We start from the raw sequence: 21,021 nt of genomic DNA, 5'->3' as shown, positions 1-21,021 counted from the left end.
GGGCCTCCCCTGCCAACAAAAAGCGCCCCCGGCAAACGGGGGCGGTGAAACGTGCGGGTGCTACTCGGAGACCTCGACGGACTCGATCACCACGTCCTCGACGGGGCGGTCCATGCGGCCGGTCTGCACGTTCGCCAGCTCGTCGACGACCTTCTTGGACGCCTCATCCGTGACCTCACCGAAGATGGTGTGGCGGTTGTTCAGCCACGGGGTCGCATCCACGGTGATGAAGAACTGGGAGCCGTTGGTGCCCGGGCCGGCGTTCGCCATGGCCAGCAGGTACGGACGGTCGAAGGTGAGCTCCGGGTGGAACTCGTCGGCGAAGGTGAAGCCGGGGCCGCCGGTGCCGGTGCCGGTCGGGTCACCGCCCTGGATCATGAAGCCGGGGATGATGCGGTGGAAAATCGCACCGTCGTAGAACGGGCCCTCGTTCGAACCGGAGGCGTTGGCCGCCGAGTACTCCTGGGTGCCCTTGGCCAGGCCGGTGATGATCTCCACGGTCTTCGGCGCGTGGTTGCCAAACAGGTCAATCACGATGTCGCCGTGGTTGGTGTGCAGGGTCATCGTCTGCGTCTTTTGAGTCATGGCAACTAGGATACGCGGTTTTGTCATTATTGTGGCTTTCATGGCAGATGTACGAGCGGACACACTCGCGCTTTTCGACGCCTCCGCGCCCGTCACCCCCGCCGAACTCACCGGCGTCTGGCGCGGCGCGGAGCTGCCCACGGGCAACGTGATGGACGGCCTGCTGGAGGCAACCGGCTGGTACGGCAAGCGCTTCACCAGCGCCGAGGAGGTCGACCCGCTGCTGTTTTTCGGACCGCGCGGCCGGATCGTGCGGGTCAACCCGGCGCTGATGCCGATGGGCGCGCCGCCGCAGATCTTCGAGCTGACCAAGGCGGCGAGCCGCGCGGTGCGCCCGGTCGTGGCGTCGCTGCGCACCTTCCACCCGGCCGCGCGCCTGCGCGAGGTGCGCTACCGCGGCGTGGTCAGCACCGCCATGCTTTACGACGACCTGCCCATCCTCGATCACTTCCGCCGCCTCAACGACACCACACTGATCGGCGCGATGGACTACCGCAAAAACCCGGACCCGCTCTTCTTCACGCTACGGCAGGTCCCGCGCGACGAGGTTCCGGTGATCCGCTGATGCGCATCGAATACGCCCTGGTCACGGGCGCGGCAAGCGGGATCGGCGCCCGCGCAGTGGAGCGGCTGCGCGAGGCGGGCACCGAGGTCATCGCCACCGATGTCAGCGAGACACTCCACGCGCGCTACGCCTCGGACACGGGCGTGCGCACGGTCGTCGGCGACATCACCGACGAGGCGTTCGTCCGCGAACTCCTCGCGCAGGCCCCGCGCCTGGACCGGGTCATGCACTGCGCCGGCATCATGCCCGCCGGCCGCGTGCGCGACGTCGGCGCCGCCCAGGCCCGCCGCGTCATGCGGATCAACTACGGGGGCACCCTCACGCTTCTCGACGCCACACTCCCCCACCTCCGCGCCCAACCCACCCCCAGCCAACTCGTGGTGATGGGCTCGCTGACCGGGTACGTGCCGATGCAGAAGCTGGCGGCGTACTCGGCGCGAAGGCGGCGGTCAACAGCTACGTCGAGATCCTGGCGGAGGAGGAGCGCGCCAACGGGATCCACGTGCTGCTCGTCGCGCCGACGGCGGTGCGCACTCCCCTGCTGGAGCAGGCCACTGGCGGGCCGAAGTTCATTGGCGGGCTCGTCGGCAAGGCGAGCGGACTACTCATGGTCACCCCCGACGATGTCCTCGACGCCACCGAGCGCGCTTTGGCCCGCCGCCCCCGCCTGAAAGGGCTGATCCCGCCAACCCCGGTGATTACCCCGGGTGGCGGGATCGCGCTTGCGGGCCGGCGGGTATCCAGGCGCTTCGCCTGGTGGGCCACCAACCTCTTCAACTAGTTACAGGCCGGAAACGACCTCGTCGCGAGCGGCGACCAGGTTGCGCAGCGAGGGCTCGACCTCGGCGTAGCCGCGGGTCTTCAGGCCGCAGTCCGGGTTGACCCAGAGGCGCTCGGTCGGCACGTTCTTCAGCGCGGCGCGCAGCAGGCCGGCGATCTCCTCGGTCGACGGCACGCGCGGGGAGTGGATGTCCCACACGCCCGGGCCGATCTCGGAGTGGAAGGACTCGTCCAGGTCCTCGAGCAGCTCCATCTTGGAACGGGCTGCCTCGATGGAGGTCACGTCGGCGTCGAGCGCTGCGACGGCGTCGATGATCTGACCGAACTCGGAGTAGCACAAGTGGGTGTGAATCTGCGTGGTCGGCTCCGCCTGCAGCGCGACGAGACGGAAGGCGCGCACTGCCCAGTCCAGGTAGGACTTGCGGTCGTCGGCGCGCAGCGGCAGCAGTTCGCGCAGGGCGGGCTCGTCGATCTGGATGACCTTGATGCCGGCTTCCTCGAGGTCGCGGACCTCGTCGGCAAGCGCGACACCGATCTGGTCGGCGGAGACGCTCAGCGGCACGTCGTCGCGCTTAAACGACCATGCGAGGATGGTCACCGGGCCAGTGAGCATACCCTTGACCGGCTTCTCCGACAGGGACTGGGCGTACTTGGCCCACTCGACGGTCATCGCGGCCGGGCGGGAGACGTCACCAACCACGATCGGCGGGCGGGTGCAGCGGGAGCCATAGGACTGGACCCAGCCGTTCTCGGTGACCACGAAGCCGTCGAGAAGCTCGGCGAAGTACTGCACCATGTCGTTGCGCTCGGCCTCGCCGTGGACGAGGACGTCGATGCCGATCTCTTCCTGCAGCTCGATGACGTTCTTGATTTCGGTGCGGAGGGCTTCCTGGTAGGCGGCGTCGTCAAGCGTGCCTGCCTTGTGGTCGGCGCGCGCCTTGCGGATTTCCTGGGTCTGCGGGAAGGAGCCGATCGTGGTGGTCGGCAGTGCCGGCAGGCCGAGTGCCTCGCGCTGCAGCGGGTTGCGCTCCTCGAAGGCCGGCTCGCGCTTGACCGCGCCCTCCGGCAGCTTGGCGACGCGATCCACGACCGCCTGGTTGTGAATCGTGGTCGACTCAGCGCGGGTGCGCACCGCGCGATCCGACTGGGCAAACGCCTCCTTCGCGCCCTCCTCGCCAGCGACGAGCGCCTGGATCTCGGCGACCTTCTCGTCCGCAAACGAAAGCCAAGTAGCGACGTCGACCGGCAGGTTCTTCTCCGCCTTCAGCGTGTGCGGCACGTGCTGCAGGGAGGTGGAGGTGGACACGGCGACTGGGCGATCGCCGAGCGCTGCGAGCACCTCGGAGCGCTCGCGCAGGTTCGCGGCCCACACGTTGCGGCCGTCGATCAGGCCCGCGACCAGCTGGGTCTTAGCCGGGACGGCCTCGGCGATGCGCTGCGGGTACTCGGCGTCCTGGTCCAGCGTCCACGGCGCGAGGTCGACGTGCAGCGCCTCCGGGGCGAGCTCGGCCAGCACCGGCAGCGCCTCGCGGGTCGCGCCGTATGGGGTGGTCAGGTACACGTTCGGGCGGTTCTCCGCACCCAGCAGGGTGGTGTAGGCCTCGCGCAGGTGCTTCGCCAGCTCGGCGTCCGGGGTGTCCAGGTCGGCGACAAGTGCCGGCTCGGCCAGCTGGATCCACTCGACGCCGGCTTCGCGCAGGGCGGAAAGGACGGTGGCGTAGGCGTCGACAAGCGAAGGCAGCAGCGACCACTCGGCCGGCTTCGACAGGGCGATCAGCGTGACCGGGCCGACCAGGAACGGGCGGACGGTGTGGCCGGCCTCGCGGGCTTCCTCGACGATCGCCAGGATGCGCTCGGGCGCAGGGGTAATGTCCTGACCTGCGGCGATCTCCGGCACCAGGTAGTGGTAGTTCGTGTCGAACCACTTGGTCATCTCCAGCGGGACGCGGGAATCGTTGCCGCGGGCGAGTGCGAACTCCTCGTCCAGGTCAGTGCCGCCCGGGATCAGGCCGACCGTCAGGCCGGTCTCAAGCACCTGGTCGTAGTAGGCGACGTCGGCCGGGATGGCGTAGTCCTCGGTCAGGCCCAGGTCGCGCAGGTGGTTGTAATTGTCCACGCGCAGCGCGTGCGTGGAAGAGCGGAAGGTCTCCGCGTCAATGCGGCCCGCCCAGTAGCTCTCAAGCGCGCGCTTCAGCTCGCGGTTCGCGCCGATGCGCGGGTAGCCCTCGATCGTGGCCTTGGGAAACGGTGTAGTCGCTTTCGACACAATGCGTCCTTTTCTGCTGTTTGTTGAAAGTTGAGGTGGTCTAAATCAGGGAATGGCCAGCGGGCTGGACAATCCCAATGCGGTCCAGGAGGTCCTGGGTGACCGCGAGATTGTTGTGCGTGTACACGTGCAGGCCGCCGGTGCCGGCGTCCAGGATGGTGTTGGCGAGCTGCGCGGACATCTGCATGCCCAGCTCGTACTCCTCCTCCGGCGTGGTTGCCTGCGCAAGCGTGCGGGTCACGCACTCCGGCACCGCGATGCCGGAGAGCTCGCCCATCCGCTGCACGCGCTTGAGGCTGGTCATGGGCATAATGCCGGGTATCAGCGGGATGCGGACCCCAGCCAGGCGGGCCACCTCAACAAAGTCGAGATAGTCCTGCGCGTTGAAAAACAGCTGCGTGATAGCAAAGTCCGCGCCGAGGCGCTGCTTCGCCAGCAACACGTCCAAGTCCTCGTCGAAGTTCTTCGACTCCGCGTGCCCCGACGGGTAGCACGCCACCGACAGCGCCAACTTGCCGGCCGCGAGCCGGAACGCCTCCTCGTCCTCCACGTCCTGGATCAGGTTGAGCAGGTCGGTGGCGTGCTGGAGGTAGTGCGCTGGCATGCCGGTCTCGGGCAGGTCGCCGCGGAGGGCGAGGAAGCCGCGGACGCCGGCGTCGATAAGCGTGCGAATCCACGTGACCAGCTCCTCGCGCGTGCCCGCGGTGCAGGCGAGGTGCGCGATCGGGCGCAGGTTGGTCGTCTCGGCGACGCGCGCGATCAGCGCGGCGGTGCCGGTGAGCCAGTCGCTGCGCCGCGAGCTGGTCACGGCGACGTAGTCGGGGTTGTAGGCGGCGAGGCCCGCGATGAGCTCGTCGATCTTCCCGGAGTCCGCGTCGTGGCGGGGCGGGATGAGCTCGAAGCTCAGTGCCGTGCGCGCGCGGCGCTGCGGCGTGACCGGTGCTTCGCCGAGGCTGTCGAGCGGTGCCGAGGCCGACAGTCGGGTCGAAGGGAGGGTCCCACGCATGTGAAAAATACCTTTCGATGTCGGTGATCTCGCCGGGCTCGGCGCTGACGTAAACCGTTTTTCAACGGTGCCCAAGAATCTAGGGGGCGCACTTTTCGGGCACAATTGACGGCCGTGTTTGCGCAGCGTGTTGGCCACATTTTTCTGAATATTAATCCGCAAAATGAACCGCTTGGTATGTTTTTGCGAAACGCTTAGTCCGCGCGGAATCGGTAGGCTGGCGGGAGCGAGATAACCAACATTTTCAAGGAGCACCATGAACCCGTTCACCCTGCGACTGCTCTTCACCGGCGCAGCGGACGCCGCCAAGTACTTCCGCGAGCAAGGCGACAAGCGCAAGCGCGAAACCTACGACGCGCTGCTCGCCGCCCTCGAGGACCGCAACATCACCGACGCCGACGAGCTCGAGCAGCTTTACGACGCCGCGCGCACCCAAGCCGGCGAACTCACCCGCGCCGCCCACGCGCGCCTGGACAAGCGCCGCGCCGCTTTCAACGCCGCACTGCCCGGGCGCGAGGCGCAGCGCACCGCGTGGCGCGCCGAAGCCAAGGCGCACAAGAAGAAGGCCCGCGGCAAGGGCCGTACGGTCGCCGCGGGGCTGCTCGGCGCGGGCGCGCTCGCGGGTGCCGGCTGGGCGCTGTGGGAGTTCTGGCTGAAGGACAAGCTCGAGGACGCCGAGCCCGAGATCGACCTGACCGACGTCGCCCGCTCCGGCGAGGCGAAGCTGGTCTACTCCACCTCGACCGAGAACGAAGGCGTCTTTGCGCCTGACGCCGACACCTACGGCGAGCACGCCGCGGTGCCGCCGACGGAGCCTGCCGAGGGTGCTGATTCTGCTCAGGCGACGGGGCTGACCGCCGACGCGGCGGACGCGGCCGTTCCCGATGGCGAGACGCTGTCCACCCTGGACACGCTCGACGACTCGCAGCGCAAGGGCACCAAGGACGCGGACTAGCTAGCACTGCACCACGCGCACCCCTACCCCGCCGAACAACGCCAGGCAGCGCCTGGCAGGTCGGCGGGGTTATTTATGTCGGGACGACTAGTTCCGGGCATGCCTGTAGGCGCGCCAGTGTTTGCTGGCGCGAAGGCTTTCTGCGTGCAGGTTTAGTCGGGTGGTTTGCGGTTGTCGGCGCGGGCTTTGTGGTCGGTGCCGGTGGGGGTGACGTTCCCGTAGGGTGAGACGTAGGTGATCTGCCCGTCGCGCCGTTCGGTATGTCCCCGGGTACCGCGGGCGGCTTGCGAGTTGTGGTACTTGCATAACCACCCAAGGTTGGAGGGTGTGGTCTCTCCTCCGTGTTGGTGTTCGACCATGTGGTGGGCGTCGCACTCAGATGCGGGAGCGTTGCAGCCTTTCCAGGTACACGTGGTGGAATCGGCAAGCATGACCTCCCGGTGCTTCGGAGTGGCAAAACGGGCGTGGTAGGCATTGACCGGCCCGTCCATCACCCCGATCAAGATGACCGCGCCGATTTCTTCGAGCTGCATGCGCACAAACTCCTCACCGCTCACGATCACTCCGTTATCGAAGTGCACCTGGACGTCGTTGCCTTCGCCTGCGATGATGCGCAGGTAATCACCCAGGTCCAGGTTGGCGGTCACCCGCACCAGGTACTCGGCTTTCGGGCACCCACCGTTCAGCCAGCCGGTCACGTCGTTCTTCGCAGCATCAAAGACGCCTTGGACGTCGGCGGCGGGGCCGGTGAGTCTCAGGGTGGCGTACCCGTCGCCGTGGTGGGTGACCCGTGCTTTCGGGGTGCGCGGCTCAGGCGCCTGCAGCTCGGCTTTCAGCTCTGCGGCCACACGGCGGATGCGCGCCAAGTCGCCTGCTGTGTTACAAAGCTGATCGATGTAGTGCCAGCGCTTGGTTACGTCCTTGAGGGAGCGGGCGGAGCGGGTGATGTAGGCAAGTGTGTCCAACCTATGCCCGTTGACACGTGCGCCTTCTTGGGCGCGGGCCTGGTACTTGGTGTGCGAGGTTTTCCCGCACAGCACACTCGCGGTGTCGCGGAGTTGCTTCGCGCGGTCTTGCTGGATGCCGTGTGCCTGTAATTGGGCAAGCTCAAGTCCGGCCGCTGCGGCGACGAAGTCGTATCCGCAGCGGTCAACCAAAGCAAGTGCATCCAAATCTGTCATGCACCCGACGATAAACCACGTTTACCTGCCAAAACAAGGGAATGTGAGAATACACCCATTATTGGCCCGAAACGGAACCAACGACCCAAAACGAACGTCTAACTAGGGTTGGGCTGAAACTCGCCAGGCGGTGAGGAGGTGGCGGACGAGGCGTTCGCGGACGTCGGGAAACAGCGCGGTCAGCGTCTCGTCCATGGGGCGGGTCACCACGATGAGTTCGGAGGCAAGCTCGATGGGCGTGGCGTCAGGACTAACCAACCCGTGCGGCGCGGCCGTGTCGAGGAGGACTTGGACGTGGTTGAAAAATTCGTCGAGCCGTTCGGAGTCGGCGGGGTGCTCGGGGGCGAGGGCGCCGACGAGGATGCCTACGCCGGCGTCGACAAGTTGCCAGATGAAGCGCTCCCAATTGCCTTCTGGGTCGGCGGAGAAGTCGGTGAGTGTTTTGCCGAGGAGGACGTCGAGTTCGTCGATAAAGCGCAGCGCGCACGCCTGTCGCAGCGCGGTGCGGCTGGGGAAGTGCCGGTAGAGTGTAGCGATGCCAACGCCTGCGTCTTTGGCTACGGCCTCTAGGGTGACTGCGGAGTTCGGGCGGGTCCGGAACTGCTCGGTGGCAGCTGTGATGATTTGGTCGCGCTTTGCGCGCGCGTCTGATCGCATGGGTGCCTCCTCGGGCGCGATACTCTTTCGTCTTGACATCGCCGAATCTGCGGAGCACCATAGCAGGAGTTTTAAGTGATAGCTAACCCTCCACTTGGAGTTTTCCGATGACACATATTCTCAGCGCCACAGACCTTGTGCTGCGCAAAGGCGACACGCCGGTGAGCGTCGACGCCGAAGAGGGGTTCAACTTTTTGCAGGTCGGACGCGAGTCCAGCGCGACCACCCTCGCCATGACGCTCGCCGGGCGCTACAAGCAACACTCCGGTAGCGTCGACGGCCCTGGGTTCAAGCGCACCGCGCTTGCGGGCGTGCACATGATTGATTCCCTCGACCGCCAGATCCCCGTACGCGACTTGCTGCGCGAGCAGATCGCGTGGTCGCAGCCCTTCTTCAAACCAACCCCGCGCCGCCCGCTGGAGCACGACACCGTCGAGCGCTGGCTGGAACCACTCGGGCTGGAGGACTTGGAAGAGTCGGCGAAGGTCGGCGAGTTGCACGTACTCAACCGCTTCCGCCTGCGCATCCTGCTCGCGCTGGTGTCGCGCCCGGACGCGGAGCTTCTGATCGTGGACGACGTGGACCAGATCCGCGACATGTCGCTGCGCGCCGAACTGCTAGACAACCTGCGCACCGTGGCCGAGGACATTGCCGTTCTGGTCATCAGCGCGAATGAGGAGGACCGATGAGCGGACTGCATATTGGCTCGAACTTCCGCAAGTTTCTGCACGGCAAGCTGCCGCCTTTGGCCATGATCGCGATTACGCTGCTGCCGCTTTTGTTCGGCGGCCTGTTCGTGTGGAGCTACTTCGACCCGTTGGGCAACCTGAACAAGGTGCCAGTGGCGCTGGTGAACTCGGATGAGGGCGAGGCGGGGCAACAGGTCGTCGATAAGCTGCTCGAAGAGGACCCGATGGACTTTCGGGTGGTCAGCGCCGAGGAGGCGCGCGAGGGCATCGCCGACGGTACCTACTACCTGGGCATGGAGATTCCGCGCGACTTCACCGAGGCCGCCAAAAGTGTGAAGGAGGAGAACCCGCACCAGGCGAAGATCAACGTCACGCTGAACGAGACCAACGGCTTTATCCCCACGATGCTGGGCAGCCAGGCCACCCGCATGATCACTGATGCCGTGTCGGTGACGGTCGGCTCGAAGGTGGTGGAGCAGCTCTTCGTGGGCTTCAACACCATCAACGACGGCATGGGCCAGGCCGCCGAGGGCGCCGGCAAGCTCAACGAGGGCGCGAAGAAGGCCGGCGAGGGCGGGCAGAAGCTTGACGACGGCGCGACCAAGCTCGACGACGGCATGCAGGAATTCAACTCGAAGCTGCAAGAGCTGCCGGGCGCAGCGCACAAGCTTGACGACGGCGTCGGGCGGCTTGCCGACGGCGCGAACCAGCTCAACACCGGCATCGGCACCGCCGCTGACGGCGCCAACCAGCTCTCCGAGGGCATGGTGACGCTGCAGTCCGGCACCGACAAGCTCGGTGCGGGCGCGTCGCAGGTCGCCGGCGGTGTGGACAAGATCGCGGGCGTGGCGGGCCAGCTGGGCGCGGCGCAGGCCGCGTTCGCGGACATCGACGCCTCACTGAACCAGGTCATCCGCGACCTGGACGCCTCCCCGATCCCGGGCACGGCGGAGCTTGCCGCCCAGGCCCGCGCAACGCAGGCGAAGCTGCACAACGGGGCGCTCGCCTCGGCGATGGATTCGAGCCTGGTGGGCCAGCTGCAGCTGCTGCAGAACGGCGCGCACCAGATCGCCACGGAGTTGAACGACCCGAACGCGCAGTACCGCGGCGGCGTGAACCGCGCCACGGATGCCTCGCAGCAACTGGCGGCCGGCCTGGCCAAGCTGCAGGACGGCTCCGGCACGCTGGTCGCCGGCGTCGCCCAGCTCAAGGACGGCACCTCGCAGCTGGTCGTGGCGGCGAATACGGCCTCGGACGCGTCGTCGAAACTTGCGGACGGCTCCAACCAGCTGGTCGTGGGTCTGGGCGCACTCAACGATGGCCTGGTGCAGCTGGACAGCGGCACCGGCGAGCTCAGCGTCAAACTCCACGACGCGCAGGAGGAGGCCCCGACCTGGAAGGGCGATCGCCTGGACAAGGCAGTCACGGCGGCGTCGCAACCGGTCGTACTCAACGAGACGGGCGATGATTTGGCCTACTTTGGCAAGGGTCTGTCGCCGTTCTTCCTCTCGCTGTCGCTGTGGTTCGGTGGCCTGATTCTGTACATGGTGATGCAGCCGATTAACCGCCGCGCGATCGACTCGGGCACGCCGGTTTACCGCGTCATGCTGGATACGCTGGTGCCCTCTTTCCTCGTCGGCGCGGTGCAGGCCTTCTTCCTGTGGGCGGTGCAGGTCTTCCTGCTGGACATCGACCCGACGTACACAGGTACGCTGCTGCTGGTGTTGGTGGGCGTGTCGTGGGCGTTCATCTCGTTCATCTACATGCTCAACTGCCTCTTCGGGAAGGCGATTGCGCGACTGCTCACCATGGCGCTGATGTCGCTGCAGCTGGTGGCCTCGAATGGCCTGTACCCGCCGGAAGTGCAGCCGAAGTTCATCCAGTGGGTGCACAGCTGGGATCCGATGCGCTACTCGGTGGACCTGATGCGCTACGCCCTGTTCGGCACCAACGGCGGCGATCCCCGCATGATCCGGGCGACGCTGGTGCTCATCGGCATCGCGGTTGGCTCCTGGATCGTTTCCTGCCTGGGCCTGAGGCACTTGCGGCAGATCCCGGAGAAGGACCTGCACCCGGAGCTGTCGGTGTAGCTGCTTGCCGACGGCCGATTGTAGACGTATCATCAACTTCGTACTGCACCCCACTTACAAAGGAGACATCGTGTTCGGTCGCGAGAAGAACGAGAAGAAGACCCCCGGCACCCGCCTGGCCGCTACCCTGCTGCGCGCACCCACCGGCCTGTTTATCCTGAACTCCGGCGCGGGCAAGCTCGGCGCCGACGAGGGCACCGCCGAGTTCCTCCACGGCATGGCGCAGACCGGCATCCCCGCGCTGAAAGACGTGGACCCGAAGACCTTTGCCAAGTTCGTCGCGTACTCCGAGACCGGCATCGGCGCTGCCCTGCTCGCGCCCTTCGTGTCCAACCGCCTGGCGGGCGCAGCGCTTACCACCTTCGGCGCTGGCTTGCTCACCATGTACTTCGGCAATGACGCCATGACCGAGGACGACGGCATCCGCCCCTCCCAGGAGGGCCTGTCCCTGTCGAAGGACTCATGGCTCGCGGCTATCGGTACCGCGCTCATGGCGCTCCCGCGCAAGTAGGCAAGGTGCTGCGAGACTAAAATGTTTCGCGTGAAACATCTCGCTGCCCTCACGCTCGCCACGCTCGTCCCCCTCGCCCCGGTTGCGCAAGCGCAGCCGTGGGATCTGGTGGCACCGAGCTGTACCCCGGTCCACGTCGTGCAAGCGGCGGGCACCGGGTTTTCGCATTCCTGGGCCCCCGAAGCGCGCGACACGCTTTTCGACGACAACTCCTCCCCCGCCGCCGACCTCACCGAACACTTCGGCGCCCGCACCGTGCGCAGCTACCAGGTCCGCTACCCCGCCTCGCTCGGCCGCTTCAGCGCGATCGGTAGCGCCAGCGGCGGCATCGAGGGCACGGAAGCCGCCACCTACGGCGAGTCCGTCACCCTCGGTGCCGACGACGCGAAGCGCGAGCTGCGCACCGTCGCCCGCAACTGCCCGCGCACCCGGTTTATCCTGATCGGCTACTCGCAGGGCGCGCACCTCATCGGCGACGTCGCGGCAGAGATCGGACACGGAAAAGTAGCAGGGGTTGGGCCGGACCAGGTGGCGGCGGTGGTGTTGTTTGCGGATCCGGGGCGTTCGGGCGTCGAAAAGCAAAGGCCCTTAGGCGACGCGAAGCTGTACGCGCCTGCGCCGAAGGGTCAGCTGGCACGCGGCGGCGAGCTGGTCAACGGCGGCGGGTCGGGCGTTGTGCCTGGGCGGGTGGGGCTGGCCGGCGAGCGGGCGCTGAATTTCGCCGGGCTGGAGGGCAAGGTGCTCTCGCTGTGCAATGCGGCGGACATGGCGTGCTCGACGGACCCGGACTCCGCGCTGCGCGATGTGGCGGATGTGGCGATGCGCGAGGAGGCCGTCGGCCCGCCGAACGCGGCGACCGGCATGCATGTGCTGGAGTTTTCGCGCCAGCTGGACGCCGGTGTTCCCCTGCAACAGGCGGTGCGCGTCTCAGGGCTTTCGCTTCTCGACGCCCCCACCGCCGCCCTCATCCTCGGAGAGATCGGCCTCTACGCCCAGGCTGCGGACCGCGCGACGCGCGCCGAGCAGGCGGCGACCCCGGCCGAGCAGCTCGCGGCCGTCACCTTAATGTCCGCGCTGCCGAACCTGGCGAAAGAGGGCGTGACCTGGACGTATTTGCTACCCGCGCTGGAGGGGCTGCGTGGGGCGATGCCTGAGGACAGCGAGGCGGCAGGCTGGTACGACGTCGCGCTGGAGGCGATGCGGGCGACCCAGGCCACCGAACGCTTCTACCTGCAGCTGGCTGGCGCGGGCGTGGTGCCGCGCGTGCCCACTCCCACCGAGCAACGCCAGGCCGCGACGCACGCCGCGGTGAGCGCGCTGATGGACCAGGTGGCTGGTGCTGCGGGACTGGACGCCGCGATGCGCAACCCGGCCAACGCGAACCTGTTGGCGTCAGCGGCGCAGGCCGGCGACTTCGGGCCGCGCCACATGTCCTACTACAAGCTGGGCTACACCGACAGCCCCGGCGGCTTCAACATCGACGGTCAGCGCGGCTACGACTACGTGCTCGACTGGATCGACGACGTGGTCCGCGGGGTGCTGCGGGAGCGGTGAGCTACTTGAACGCCTTCGTCGCGTTGTCGATGGCGGCGTTAATCTGCGCGCGTACGCCCTCCAGCCCCGGGATCGGCAGCTGGGACACGGCGATCAGCGCGAGCAGCAGCACCAACGGAGTCGCGATACCCACGGAAGAGGCGACAGTCTTCGGGTCCGCGGAACCGTCCTTCGGGGTGTTGCCGTTATTGCTGGACTTCGTGTTGATGTCGAAGCTGTAGCCGGTGGTGTTCTGGACGTTGTCGATCACCGGGACGAACGACAGCGTGCCACGCACGCCCTGCTTCGGGGTAAGCACCATGGTGTTGCCCTCGCGGGTGATGTCGACGAGGTCGGTACCCTCGGCAATGCCGATGTCGCCGCCTGCCTTGTCGAAGGTAACGGTGATCGCGCCGGTGTCCGCGTCGCGCTTGGTGCTGGCGATGTCCTTGTTGCGTGCGTTGAACTCGTTGTCGGTCGGGGTGGTGCCGGGGAAGGTCAGCGACGTGGTCTTGCCCTGGACGATCCCCAGGTTGTAGGTGCTGATGACGTTGCCGTCCTCGTCCTGCTCCTCAATCACCACGGTCTTGCCCGCAGCGTCTGCCTTCGGTTTGGCCGACCACTGGTTGCCATCGGTACGCACGGTTTCGAGGTGCTCCTCGCCGTCGATGACGACGAACTTGTTGGACTTGTCCACCACGGATGCGCGGAATTCGCCGTTGGTGGAAATGTCGAAGTTGTAGACACGAGCGTCTTCGGGCTCCGTGATCGTGAGCTTGTAGGTCGCGAAGACGCCGAATCTGTCACTCAGCGCGATGGTGACGGTACCGATCTTTCCAGCGCGGCCGTTGATGACGAAAGCGCCGCTGTCCTCGCGCACGCGGACCAAATCGATGCCGTCAATGTCGTTGCCCTCCGAATCCGTGGCGGAGACGAACTTGTAGGTGTCGCCCTCCTCCTGGTTGATACGCGCGGTGGCAGCCCAGGTCATCTCCTTCTCGACGACCGTATCCCGCTCAGCAGGCGTGATGTTGACGATGGAGCGCTCAAAGACGTGGCCATCCTCGGTACGGTTCTCAATGACGACCTTGCCGCCTGCGCTGCGGTTCGGGGTGACCTCGATCTTGGACTCGCCCAGGGTCGGGACGCTCTGGAGCAGATCCTCGCCTTCGGTGACGTAGAGACTGGTGCCAGTCAGCCCCAACTCGTTGTAAGGCGTGATCGTGTACACGGACTCGATCGGCTCAAACGGGGTGACCGAGTAGATGTGCTCGGCGACTGGGGTGTTCTCATAGTCGACAGGCTGGAAGATGCCGTCGACAGTTTCGTAAATCGGCTTCCGAACAAACTCAGTGACCTTGACCTTGCCCTCCGCGCCCGGCTTAAACCTCAGCTGCAGGTCGTCTTGGAGATCCTTGCCCTCATAGGCCTCTGGGTTCTCGAAGAAGTCATCGAGACTTGCGCCATCCAGCGGTTCGACTGTGAAGTGATTGTCCTCGTAGTTGTGCGATCGGAGCTTGACCATCAAGAGATCAACAACTTCGTGTACCGGTGTGGAGTCTGGTCGCTTGGCCGCAATGTAGACGGTTACGTTTTGAACGAGACGACCTTCGCGGTCCTTGATGTTGATGACGGCGGTGCCACCGTTCTTCTTCAGCTCAGCGTCGTCCTCATTCGGAGTGACGATCCAACCATTCTCTGCCGCAGTGATGTTTACAAGCTCTTCGCCCTGGATAACGTCGTACTTCCCTCCAGCAGGGCGTGGCAGCTTCGTGCTTCCCATGTACGGGAGGGACTCGTGGACGATACTCTTCGTCGCGTACTTCCGATTCACCACGTCGAAGTCGTGGGGACGCTCGGTGCCGTCGGCGTCAGTGACCACTACGTGGGCCGTGCCTTCGTCGCCCTTGGTCGAAGGGATCACCTTCCACACCGGTGTGCCGTTGATCTCGGTCGCAGACACCGACAGCAAGTTCTGACCCGTCGTGACCTTTGCGGTGCCGCCGTTCCTGGCAATGTAGGCAACTGTGCTGGTGGGCAGCTGGCGGTACACGGTTTCCTCGGGAGCGCGTGGCGGGGCGTCGATAATCTGCTCCGGCTCCTTCGCCGGGGCCTCCGAGTTGATGGTGTTGTTGAGCTGCAGGTGGTAGATGTGCTCGTTCGCTTGCTCATCGGTGATGACGACCGTGGCGGTAGCGTCGCCCTCGAAGCCCGGGCGCGGTGCAAGCACGAGCTCGTGGTCACGCTCGCCGCGGGTGACCTGGACGTACTTCGCGCCCTCGGTAACGTCAAAGGTCCAGTGGCCCTTGATACGCAGGTCCAGGTCAATGGTCTTGGACTTCTCATCGGCGGTAAACCCTGCAAACAGGAAGTACTCCGTTGAGGTGCTCTCAGTCGCCTCGGCGTTGTCAGGCAGGTCGAGCCCTGGCTGGTAGAGGGAGAGCAGACGCTCGCCCTCCCCGCCGAGAAGCACGGTGATGTACTCATCCTCGCCCGCAGTGAGCTCCTCGATCTTCTGCGTATCCGGGACGAGGACGTAGTTCAGGGTCTCGTTCGCAGAGCCCGGCTGGGTCCTCTGCGCGACTTTGAAGCCGGTGAGCTCGTAGAAAGCGTTCGCGTGGTTGTTGAGGACGTCGGTACGTGCCGTGTTCAGGGTTGCAACGTCGTTGCCAAGCAGGGCCCGCGTAAAGAGCAGTTTCTGCTCAAGCTGCTGCTTCAGCGTGGTTGAAGGCGCGGATTCGTACTCCTGGAGATCCTTCTGAAGCGCTTTGACCAGATTGATCGCGGCGACACGAACCTGGGTATCCAGGCTCTCGCCTTCGCCCACGCGACCAGACTGGCCGGTCAGCTTGCGAACCCGAACGTCATCGAGGTTGTTTGCCGCGTCATCGATGCTCCAGGCTGGTCCGAGGTCAGTGCGAAGCGGTGCGACCGCCCCATCAAAACCTTTCGCTTGCTGGGCAAACTTTGGCTGGAGAGCCTTGAACTGGCGGAGTGTGCCGGGCGCGACAGGCTGGAATGCTGCTTCGGCGACCTTGTCTGCGGACATCTTGTCTTCAGCGAAAGCATTAGGAGTGATGACGGCAGTGGCGCTAGTAGCGAGGACGCTGGAAATAAGTGCGGCTATGGCGCGCTTCTTGAGGGAGGGTTGCAACGGGAATCCTTCGAACTTTCCGAGAAAGCACAACGCGAGGTTGGACTGTCCTGGAAATGAGGTGGGTAATGACAGTATCTATTCTGTCACACCGACGGACGCCTCGCCGCAGACTTCAATACGTCTTTGTGTTATGGAGAATCTCATGTGGGTAAGAAGCGGAAAGCCGCTTGCGTGGGGTTTCCACACAAGCGGCTTTCTTAAGGCGTTAGAGACTACTTCTCGTCAGCAGCCTTCTCATCCTCCGGCTTCGCAGCCTCGGACTCAGCAGGCTTACCGGACGAGCCGTACATCAACGTCTCGTTATCGGTAGCCTTGCCCAGCTGGTAGGAGGACGTTGCCTCCTGCTGGCCGCAAGCACGCAATACCGCGTCGCCAATCAGCAGGCCAGCGGTAATCAAGCCGAGACCGCCAGCAGCGATACCGATCATCTGCGAATTCTCAATCGCAAACGCGCCCTGGACACCTGCAGCACGCTGCGCGCGATCACGGTCGTAGATACCCAAACCCTGCTGGATACGATCATTCGCCTGCTTGATCGCAGCGTTGAGCTGACCACGCACACCCTCCAGACCCGGGATGTGCACCTGGGACAGGATGCCCAGCGGGATCAGCAGCAGCAGCGGCGAAGCCAAACCAACCAGCGAAGCAATGCACTTCGGGTCGGAGGAGCCAACGTTGACGTTGCCACCGCCCTGGTTGTTGCTGGTGTTGACTCGCACCTTTACTTCGGAAGCCGACTTGTTCTGGGAACCTTCAAGCACCGGGATGAAGATGACCGTGCCGTTTGCGCCCTGCTTCGGGGTGAGGATGATGTTGTTACCGTCGCGGCTCTGGTCGACGAGCTCGGAGCCCTCAGCGATCGCGACGTCGCCGCCTTCCTTGTCGAAGACAACGGTGATCTGGCCGGTCTTCTCATCACGGATGATCTTGGCAACATCGCGGTTGTCGCCCAGGAACGCACCGTTGGAGGTGAGGCTCTCCGGGATGATCAGCGAAGTGATCGTGCGGACCAGGATGCCATCCTTGTCGTACTCCTCGGTTACAACCGTCTTGTTGTCGGTGCCGGACTTCGGGGTCAGCGTGAAGTTGCCCTTGTCATCCTTGCCCGTGTTGACGTGGTCGGCACCCTGCACAACCTTGAAGGTGTTGCCCTCAGAGATCGGCTCGTAGGCCTTCGCCTGGCCAACGATCAGGTAGTCACGCAGGTGGCGGGAACCGCTGGTTGCGCCCTGGACGATCTTCAGGTTGTAGGTGTTCAGAACGTTGCCGTCCTGATCCCACTCCTCAACCGTCGCGGTCTTGCCCACGCCGCTCTGCTTCGGCTTCACGGTCCACTGGTTGCCATCGTTGTTCGGAGTCTCGAGGTACTCGCCACCGTCGATGACGACAAACTGGTTGGACTTCTCCACCAGGGTTGCGCGGAACTCTGCATTAGTGGAGATCTGGTAGTCGTAGACGCGTGCGCCCTCAGCCTCGTTGATGGTGAGCTTGTAGGTCGCGTACACACCACGGTTGTCGCTTACCGCAATGGTAACGGTACCGGTCTTGCCAGCGCGGCCGCTGACGACGAACTCACCATTCTCTTCCTTGACGCGGACGAGATCGTTGCCGTCGACGTCGTTGCCCTTCGCATCCTTAGCGGAGACAAACTTGTAAGTATGGCCCTCTTCCTTATTGATGCGTGCAACCCCGCTCCAGGTCATCGTCTTCTCGATGACATTGTCCTTGGAGGCTGCGCGGCCCGGGGTGATATTGAGGATGTAGCGCTCGAAGACGAAGCCGTCATCGGTGCGGTTCTCAATCACAACCTTGCCGTTAGCGTCAGCCTTCGGAACAAGCTTGAACTTGGACTCGCCATCAGTCGGAATGGATTCGAGCAGCTTCTGCCCCTCGGTGACGTAGAGCTTCTTGCCCTGCAGGTCGACCTCGTTGTCCGCCGTGATGGTGTAGGTAGACTCACTCGGCTGGAACGGCTTAACGGTGTAGACGTACTCGGTGATCGGGACGGGCTCTTTCTTGCCCTTAATGTGTTCGACAACGTTGCCCTTTTCATCCCGGACAATCTTATCTTCGCCAACTCGCCAAATGTACTCGGTGACCTTGAACTTACCCTCAGCGCCTGGCTTGAACTTCAGCTGGAGGTTATCCTTGATCTCCTTTCCTGCGTACTTTTCCGGCTCTTTGAAGAAATCGCCCAGGTTGGTGCCATCGAGTGGCTCAACAGCAAAGTAGTTGTTTTCGTTGTCGCCAAGGAAGACATTAACTGTGGAGCGGTCCGCGACCTCGCGTTCGCGCGTCACCTTCTCGACATCGCCGGTGACGTCACGCTCGATGTTGACGGTGAAGATCCCAACAAGGCGATCCTCGCTGTCCTTGATATTGATGACGGCAGTGCCGCCTTCTTCCTTCAGCTTAAGATCATCCTTGTTCGGAGTGATCTGCCAGACCTTCTTCCCGTCGGTTTCACGGGTCGTCTCCTCGATGTTGAGCTGCTCTTCATTCAGCAGGTGATCGCCCTTCACTACCTCATAGCGGTAATCCTCACGACGCTCAATCTCAACGTTGCCGGTGTAGTTGATGTTGTGCTGGACGACCTTTGGGCCACCGTTCGGGTCCTTAACTACCTCGAAGGTGAAGGTGTACTCAACGCCGTCCTTGTCGGTGAAGACGACGCGCGCGCTGCCCTCTTCGACCTTCGGAACGATCTTCCAAACCTTCTCGCCATTGACCTCGACCTGCTTAATATCGAGAACGTCCTCGCCCTCGATGATCTTAAAGTCGCCGCCGCGGTACTCAACGAAACCGACCGAGGTGTTCAGGATCGTACGGGTGACGTCGTACTTCGACTCCTTATTCTCGATCGTGATGATGTTCTCACGCTCGTTGCCCTGCTTATCGGTGATCGTCACAATCACTTCGCCGGAAGTCACGCCATCCTTCGGGGTGACGGTCAGGCTGCCCTTGCCGTCATCCTTAACCTCGACAAGCTCGCCGCCCTTGACCTTCTTCCAGGTCTCACCCTCGTTGTACTTCAGCACCTTGAAGCGGTCACCCTCGCCGCCGGTGTTGATGTTGTAGAAGAAGTTGTTCACCTTCACATTGATGGACTCATCAATGTTGACCGTGTTGTTGATGGTCAGGCGGTAGACGTGCTCACGACCCTGGTCATCGGTGACCACGATGGTGACCTTGTGCTCGCCATCAATGCCCGGGCGCGGGGTAACGATCAGCTGGCCGTCCTTCTCGCCACGCTCGACGATGACGTACTCAGAACCCTCAGTGATTCGGAAGCTCCATGAACCGCTGATGCGCTTGTCCAGCTCAATGACCTTGGACTTTTCTTCCTTGGTGAAGCCAGCGAACTGGTAGTACTCGTAGACTTCCTTGATGGACTCGTAGACCTTCTCGGTGTAGTACTTGGAGTCCTTGTTCACCGTGACGGTCGTCGGCTCGCCTGCAACGGTCTTGGTGACGGTGGTTTCGCCAGCAGGAACGGTGCGGGTTGTGGTGACCTCCGGGGTCTCGACCTGGGTAACAGTCTTCTTCTCACCAGGGACAGTCTCTGTGACGGTCGTATCGGTAACCGTCGAGGTGACCGTCTTGACGCCACCCTTCTTCGTCTCCGTGACGATCTCCGGTTCAGGCGTAATGGTCTTCGTCTCAGTAACCGGGGTACCGTTCTCGGTCCGCACAACCTCGGTGGTCTTCGCCGGGTGCGTCTTAGTGGTGGTGACGACCTCATCCGGCTCGGTAACCGTGGTAACGGTCGTGAAAGCCGGCAGCGTGCTGGTACGCGTGACCGTTGTCGGCTCCTCAGTCACGATCGTCTTGGTCGTCGGCTTGCCCGGCTCAGTCACCGTGGTGACGTGCTCCGGCATCGTGGTGACCTCAGTGAGGGTCTCTTTCGGGGTCTCCGTGACGGTGGTGCTGAAATCGTAATCTGGCTTCGGCTGCCACGACAGATCCAAGCCAGGCTGGTAAATCGTGATCAAGCGCTGGAAGGTCCATTCCTTGCGCTTGTTCATGTTCCAGTTGTAGTTCTTCGGAACAAGAACGGTAACAAACTCGTTCGGGCCGATCTTCTTCTTCATGTCGTCGAGCTTCGACTGGTTCGGGACCAGGCGGTAGTTGACGCCATCAGACGGGTTCTGCACGCGCGTGATGCTGAAGCCCGTGAGGTTTTGGAACTTAATCAGATCGCGATCGTGAATGAGCTCGCGGACGCCGTTCAGCTCACTCGGGTTGTTACCCAACAGTGCCTGAAGGTAGCGGTTCTTCGTCTGGATGTCTTTCTCCAGCGAGGAGGAAGAAGTCTCCTCCCACTGCTTGAAGTCCGTGAGCATCTGCTTAGTCAAGGTGATCGAAGCGATGCGGATGTTCTCGTCGATGGCATAGCCCTGACCAACACGGCCAGACTGACCGGTGAGCTTGCGCACCTCGAACCCGTCAGGGTTGTTCCACGAGCTATCAATACCCCAGTCGATGCACCAGCCAGGTCCCTGATTGGTGGACAGCACCTGCACTGGCTGAGTCCACTTCGGGTACCGTTTTGCAAGCTTGCTCTGCTCAATCTCGAATTGGCGCAGCGACGCCTCGTCGAGGCGCTGGTAGGCCTCTACGATCATCTGGTCTGCAGCAGAAGCCTCGGGGACAATAACAGCGGTGGTACCGGTAGCGAGGACACCGGAGATAAGCGCGGCCATAATGCGCTTCTTTAGATTTGCGTTTTGCAACGGCCCAATCCTTAAAACTTGTCGGAGATAATCGAAGCAGCCTGGAGATCTCCTGAACACGGATCTACACACTGACAGAGTTTCATTCAATCACAACCGTTTCGTGGAAAGTAGTCCACCATCCCCAAGGTGTGCGGAAAAACCGCATTACAACGGGCACAGGCGCTCACAAGCTTCGGGTCCACCCCGTTGACCTTGCCTTTTACAACCTGACAAAAACCCAAAAATCTTATCGTGATATGTGCCACATTTTTCCGTTTTTCACCTAGAAAAGGGGATTTGGCGCATAAAAACTTAGAATCAGCACAGAAAT

The 21,021-nt window shown here is 63.5% G+C and carries 14 protein-coding genes and 1 pseudogene; 8 read left to right on the top strand and 7 right to left on the bottom strand.

The genetic code is table 11. From position 1 onward, the window contains the following. Positions 1-60 precede the first annotated feature (60 nt). Positions 61-585 carry a peptidylprolyl isomerase gene (locus CIMIT_RS00150; protein ID WP_038587483.1) on the bottom strand — a complete coding sequence of 175 codons (525 nt, stop codon included), beginning with the start codon at positions 583-585 and terminating at the stop codon, positions 61-63. 40 nt (positions 586-625) lie between these two features. Between CIMIT_RS00150 and CIMIT_RS00145 the strand changes: the two genes are divergently transcribed. The 3 genes and pseudogenes from CIMIT_RS00145 (at position 626) to CIMIT_RS12910 (ending at position 1,931) form a co-directional block, all read left to right on the top strand. Beyond that, complete coding sequence (locus CIMIT_RS00145; protein ID WP_038587480.1) at positions 626-1,150, top strand: DUF4334 domain-containing protein; 525 nt, start codon at positions 626-628, stop codon at positions 1,148-1,150. Beyond that, positions 1,150-1,632: pseudogene (locus tag CIMIT_RS13090) on the top strand (SDR family NAD(P)-dependent oxidoreductase); the annotation flags it as partial. The gene CIMIT_RS00145 and the pseudogene CIMIT_RS13090, both read left to right, overlap by 1 nt. A 20-nt stretch (positions 1,633-1,652) precedes the next feature. Next, a complete protein-coding gene (locus CIMIT_RS12910; RefSeq protein WP_038587474.1) occupies positions 1,653-1,931 on the top strand; it encodes a hypothetical protein in 279 nt (92 codons plus the stop codon). Here CIMIT_RS12910 and metE read toward each other — a convergent pair whose 3' ends face one another. Then, a complete protein-coding gene (gene metE / locus CIMIT_RS00130; protein ID WP_038587471.1) occupies positions 1,932-4,196 on the bottom strand; it encodes a 5-methyltetrahydropteroyltriglutamate--homocysteine S-methyltransferase in 2,265 nt (754 codons plus the stop codon). A gap of 40 nt (positions 4,197-4,236) precedes the next feature. Then, complete coding sequence (locus tag CIMIT_RS00125; RefSeq protein ID WP_038587469.1) at positions 4,237-5,202, bottom strand: methylenetetrahydrofolate reductase; 966 nt, start codon at positions 5,200-5,202, stop codon at positions 4,237-4,239. A gap of 256 nt (positions 5,203-5,458) precedes the next feature. On the opposite strand from CIMIT_RS00125, the gene CIMIT_RS00120 reads away from it, so the two are divergent. Beyond that, positions 5,459-6,157 carry a hypothetical protein gene (locus tag CIMIT_RS00120; protein WP_038587466.1) on the top strand — a complete coding sequence of 233 codons (699 nt, stop codon included), beginning with the start codon at positions 5,459-5,461 and terminating at the stop codon, positions 6,155-6,157. A 152-nt stretch (positions 6,158-6,309) separates the two neighbouring features. Here the strand turns inward: CIMIT_RS00120 and CIMIT_RS00115 are convergent, their stop codons facing one another. Both CIMIT_RS00115 and CIMIT_RS00110 read right to left on the bottom strand, forming a co-directional pair. Then, entirely contained in the window at positions 6,310-7,338 is a 1,029-nt protein-coding gene (locus tag CIMIT_RS00115) for an HNH endonuclease signature motif containing protein (RefSeq protein ID WP_038587464.1), read from the bottom strand. 102 nt (positions 7,339-7,440) lie between these two features. Next, on the bottom strand, positions 7,441-7,995 hold the full coding sequence (locus tag CIMIT_RS00110; RefSeq protein ID WP_038587460.1) for a TetR/AcrR family transcriptional regulator: 555 nt from the start codon (positions 7,993-7,995) through the stop codon (positions 7,441-7,443). A 107-nt stretch (positions 7,996-8,102) separates the two neighbouring features. On the opposite strand from CIMIT_RS00110, the gene CIMIT_RS00105 reads away from it, so the two are divergent. The 4 genes from CIMIT_RS00105 to CIMIT_RS00090 all read left to right on the top strand — a co-directional run bounded on the left by CIMIT_RS00105 (position 8,103) and on the right by CIMIT_RS00090 (position 12,839). After that, entirely contained in the window at positions 8,103-8,684 is a 582-nt protein-coding gene (locus tag CIMIT_RS00105; RefSeq protein WP_038587457.1) for a P-loop NTPase family protein, read from the top strand. Beyond that, on the top strand, positions 8,681-10,774 hold the full coding sequence (locus CIMIT_RS00100; protein ID WP_038587454.1) for a YhgE/Pip domain-containing protein: 2,094 nt from the start codon (positions 8,681-8,683) through the stop codon (positions 10,772-10,774). The genes CIMIT_RS00105 and CIMIT_RS00100 overlap by 4 nt, the downstream gene beginning before the upstream one ends. 70 nt (positions 10,775-10,844) lie before the next feature. After that, complete coding sequence (locus CIMIT_RS00095) at positions 10,845-11,285, top strand: hypothetical protein (RefSeq protein ID WP_231910311.1); 441 nt, start codon at positions 10,845-10,847, stop codon at positions 11,283-11,285. A 30-nt stretch (positions 11,286-11,315) separates the two neighbouring features. Further along, on the top strand, positions 11,316-12,839 hold the full coding sequence (locus CIMIT_RS00090) for a cutinase family protein (protein WP_158407423.1): 1,524 nt from the start codon (positions 11,316-11,318) through the stop codon (positions 12,837-12,839). Between the two features lies 1 nt (position 12,840). Here CIMIT_RS00090 and CIMIT_RS00085 read toward each other — a convergent pair whose 3' ends face one another. Both CIMIT_RS00085 and CIMIT_RS00080 read right to left on the bottom strand, forming a co-directional pair. Further along, positions 12,841-15,867, bottom strand: coding sequence for a hypothetical protein (locus CIMIT_RS00085; RefSeq protein WP_144311782.1), 3,027 nt, complete (start codon positions 15,865-15,867; stop codon positions 12,841-12,843). Between the two features lie 320 nt (positions 15,868-16,187). Further along, the gene (locus tag CIMIT_RS00080; RefSeq protein WP_038587448.1) at positions 16,188-20,678 is read right to left on the bottom strand and encodes a hypothetical protein; all 4,491 of its coding nucleotides are present in this window, start codon (positions 20,676-20,678) and stop codon (positions 16,188-16,190) included. Positions 20,679-21,021: the final 343 nt, after the last annotated feature.

Source organism: Corynebacterium imitans (assembly GCF_000739455.1).
In the GTDB taxonomy this organism is placed as follows: Bacteria; Actinomycetota; Actinomycetes; order Mycobacteriales; family Mycobacteriaceae; genus Corynebacterium; species Corynebacterium imitans.
This window is presented reverse-complemented; position numbering and strand designations above follow the sequence as displayed.

What these genes read in the sequence shown, in the direction of transcription:
- CIMIT_RS00150 (WP_038587483.1), bottom strand. Translation starts at nt 585, where the DNA reads ATGACTCAAAAGACGCAGACGATGACCCTGCACACCAACCACGGCGAC.
- CIMIT_RS00145 (WP_038587480.1), top strand. Translation starts at nt 626, where the DNA reads ATGGCAGATGTACGAGCGGACACACTCGCGCTTTTCGACGCCTCCGCG.
- CIMIT_RS00125 (WP_038587469.1), bottom strand. Translation starts at nt 5,202, where the DNA reads ATGCGTGGGACCCTCCCTTCGACCCGACTGTCGGCCTCGGCACCGCTC.
- CIMIT_RS00120 (WP_038587466.1), top strand. Translation starts at nt 5,459, where the DNA reads ATGAACCCGTTCACCCTGCGACTGCTCTTCACCGGCGCAGCGGACGCC.
- CIMIT_RS00115 (WP_038587464.1), bottom strand. Translation starts at nt 7,338, where the DNA reads ATGACAGATTTGGATGCACTTGCTTTGGTTGACCGCTGCGGATACGAC.
- CIMIT_RS00110 (WP_038587460.1), bottom strand. Translation starts at nt 7,995, where the DNA reads ATGCGATCAGACGCGCGCGCAAAGCGCGACCAAATCATCACAGCTGCC.
- CIMIT_RS00105 (WP_038587457.1), top strand. Translation starts at nt 8,103, where the DNA reads ATGACACATATTCTCAGCGCCACAGACCTTGTGCTGCGCAAAGGCGAC.
- CIMIT_RS00100 (WP_038587454.1), top strand. Translation starts at nt 8,681, where the DNA reads ATGAGCGGACTGCATATTGGCTCGAACTTCCGCAAGTTTCTGCACGGC.
- CIMIT_RS00085 (WP_144311782.1), bottom strand. Translation starts at nt 15,867, where the DNA reads ATGTCCGCAGACAAGGTCGCCGAAGCAGCATTCCAGCCTGTCGCGCCC.
- CIMIT_RS00080 (WP_038587448.1), bottom strand. Translation starts at nt 20,678, where the DNA reads ATGGCCGCGCTTATCTCCGGTGTCCTCGCTACCGGTACCACCGCTGTT.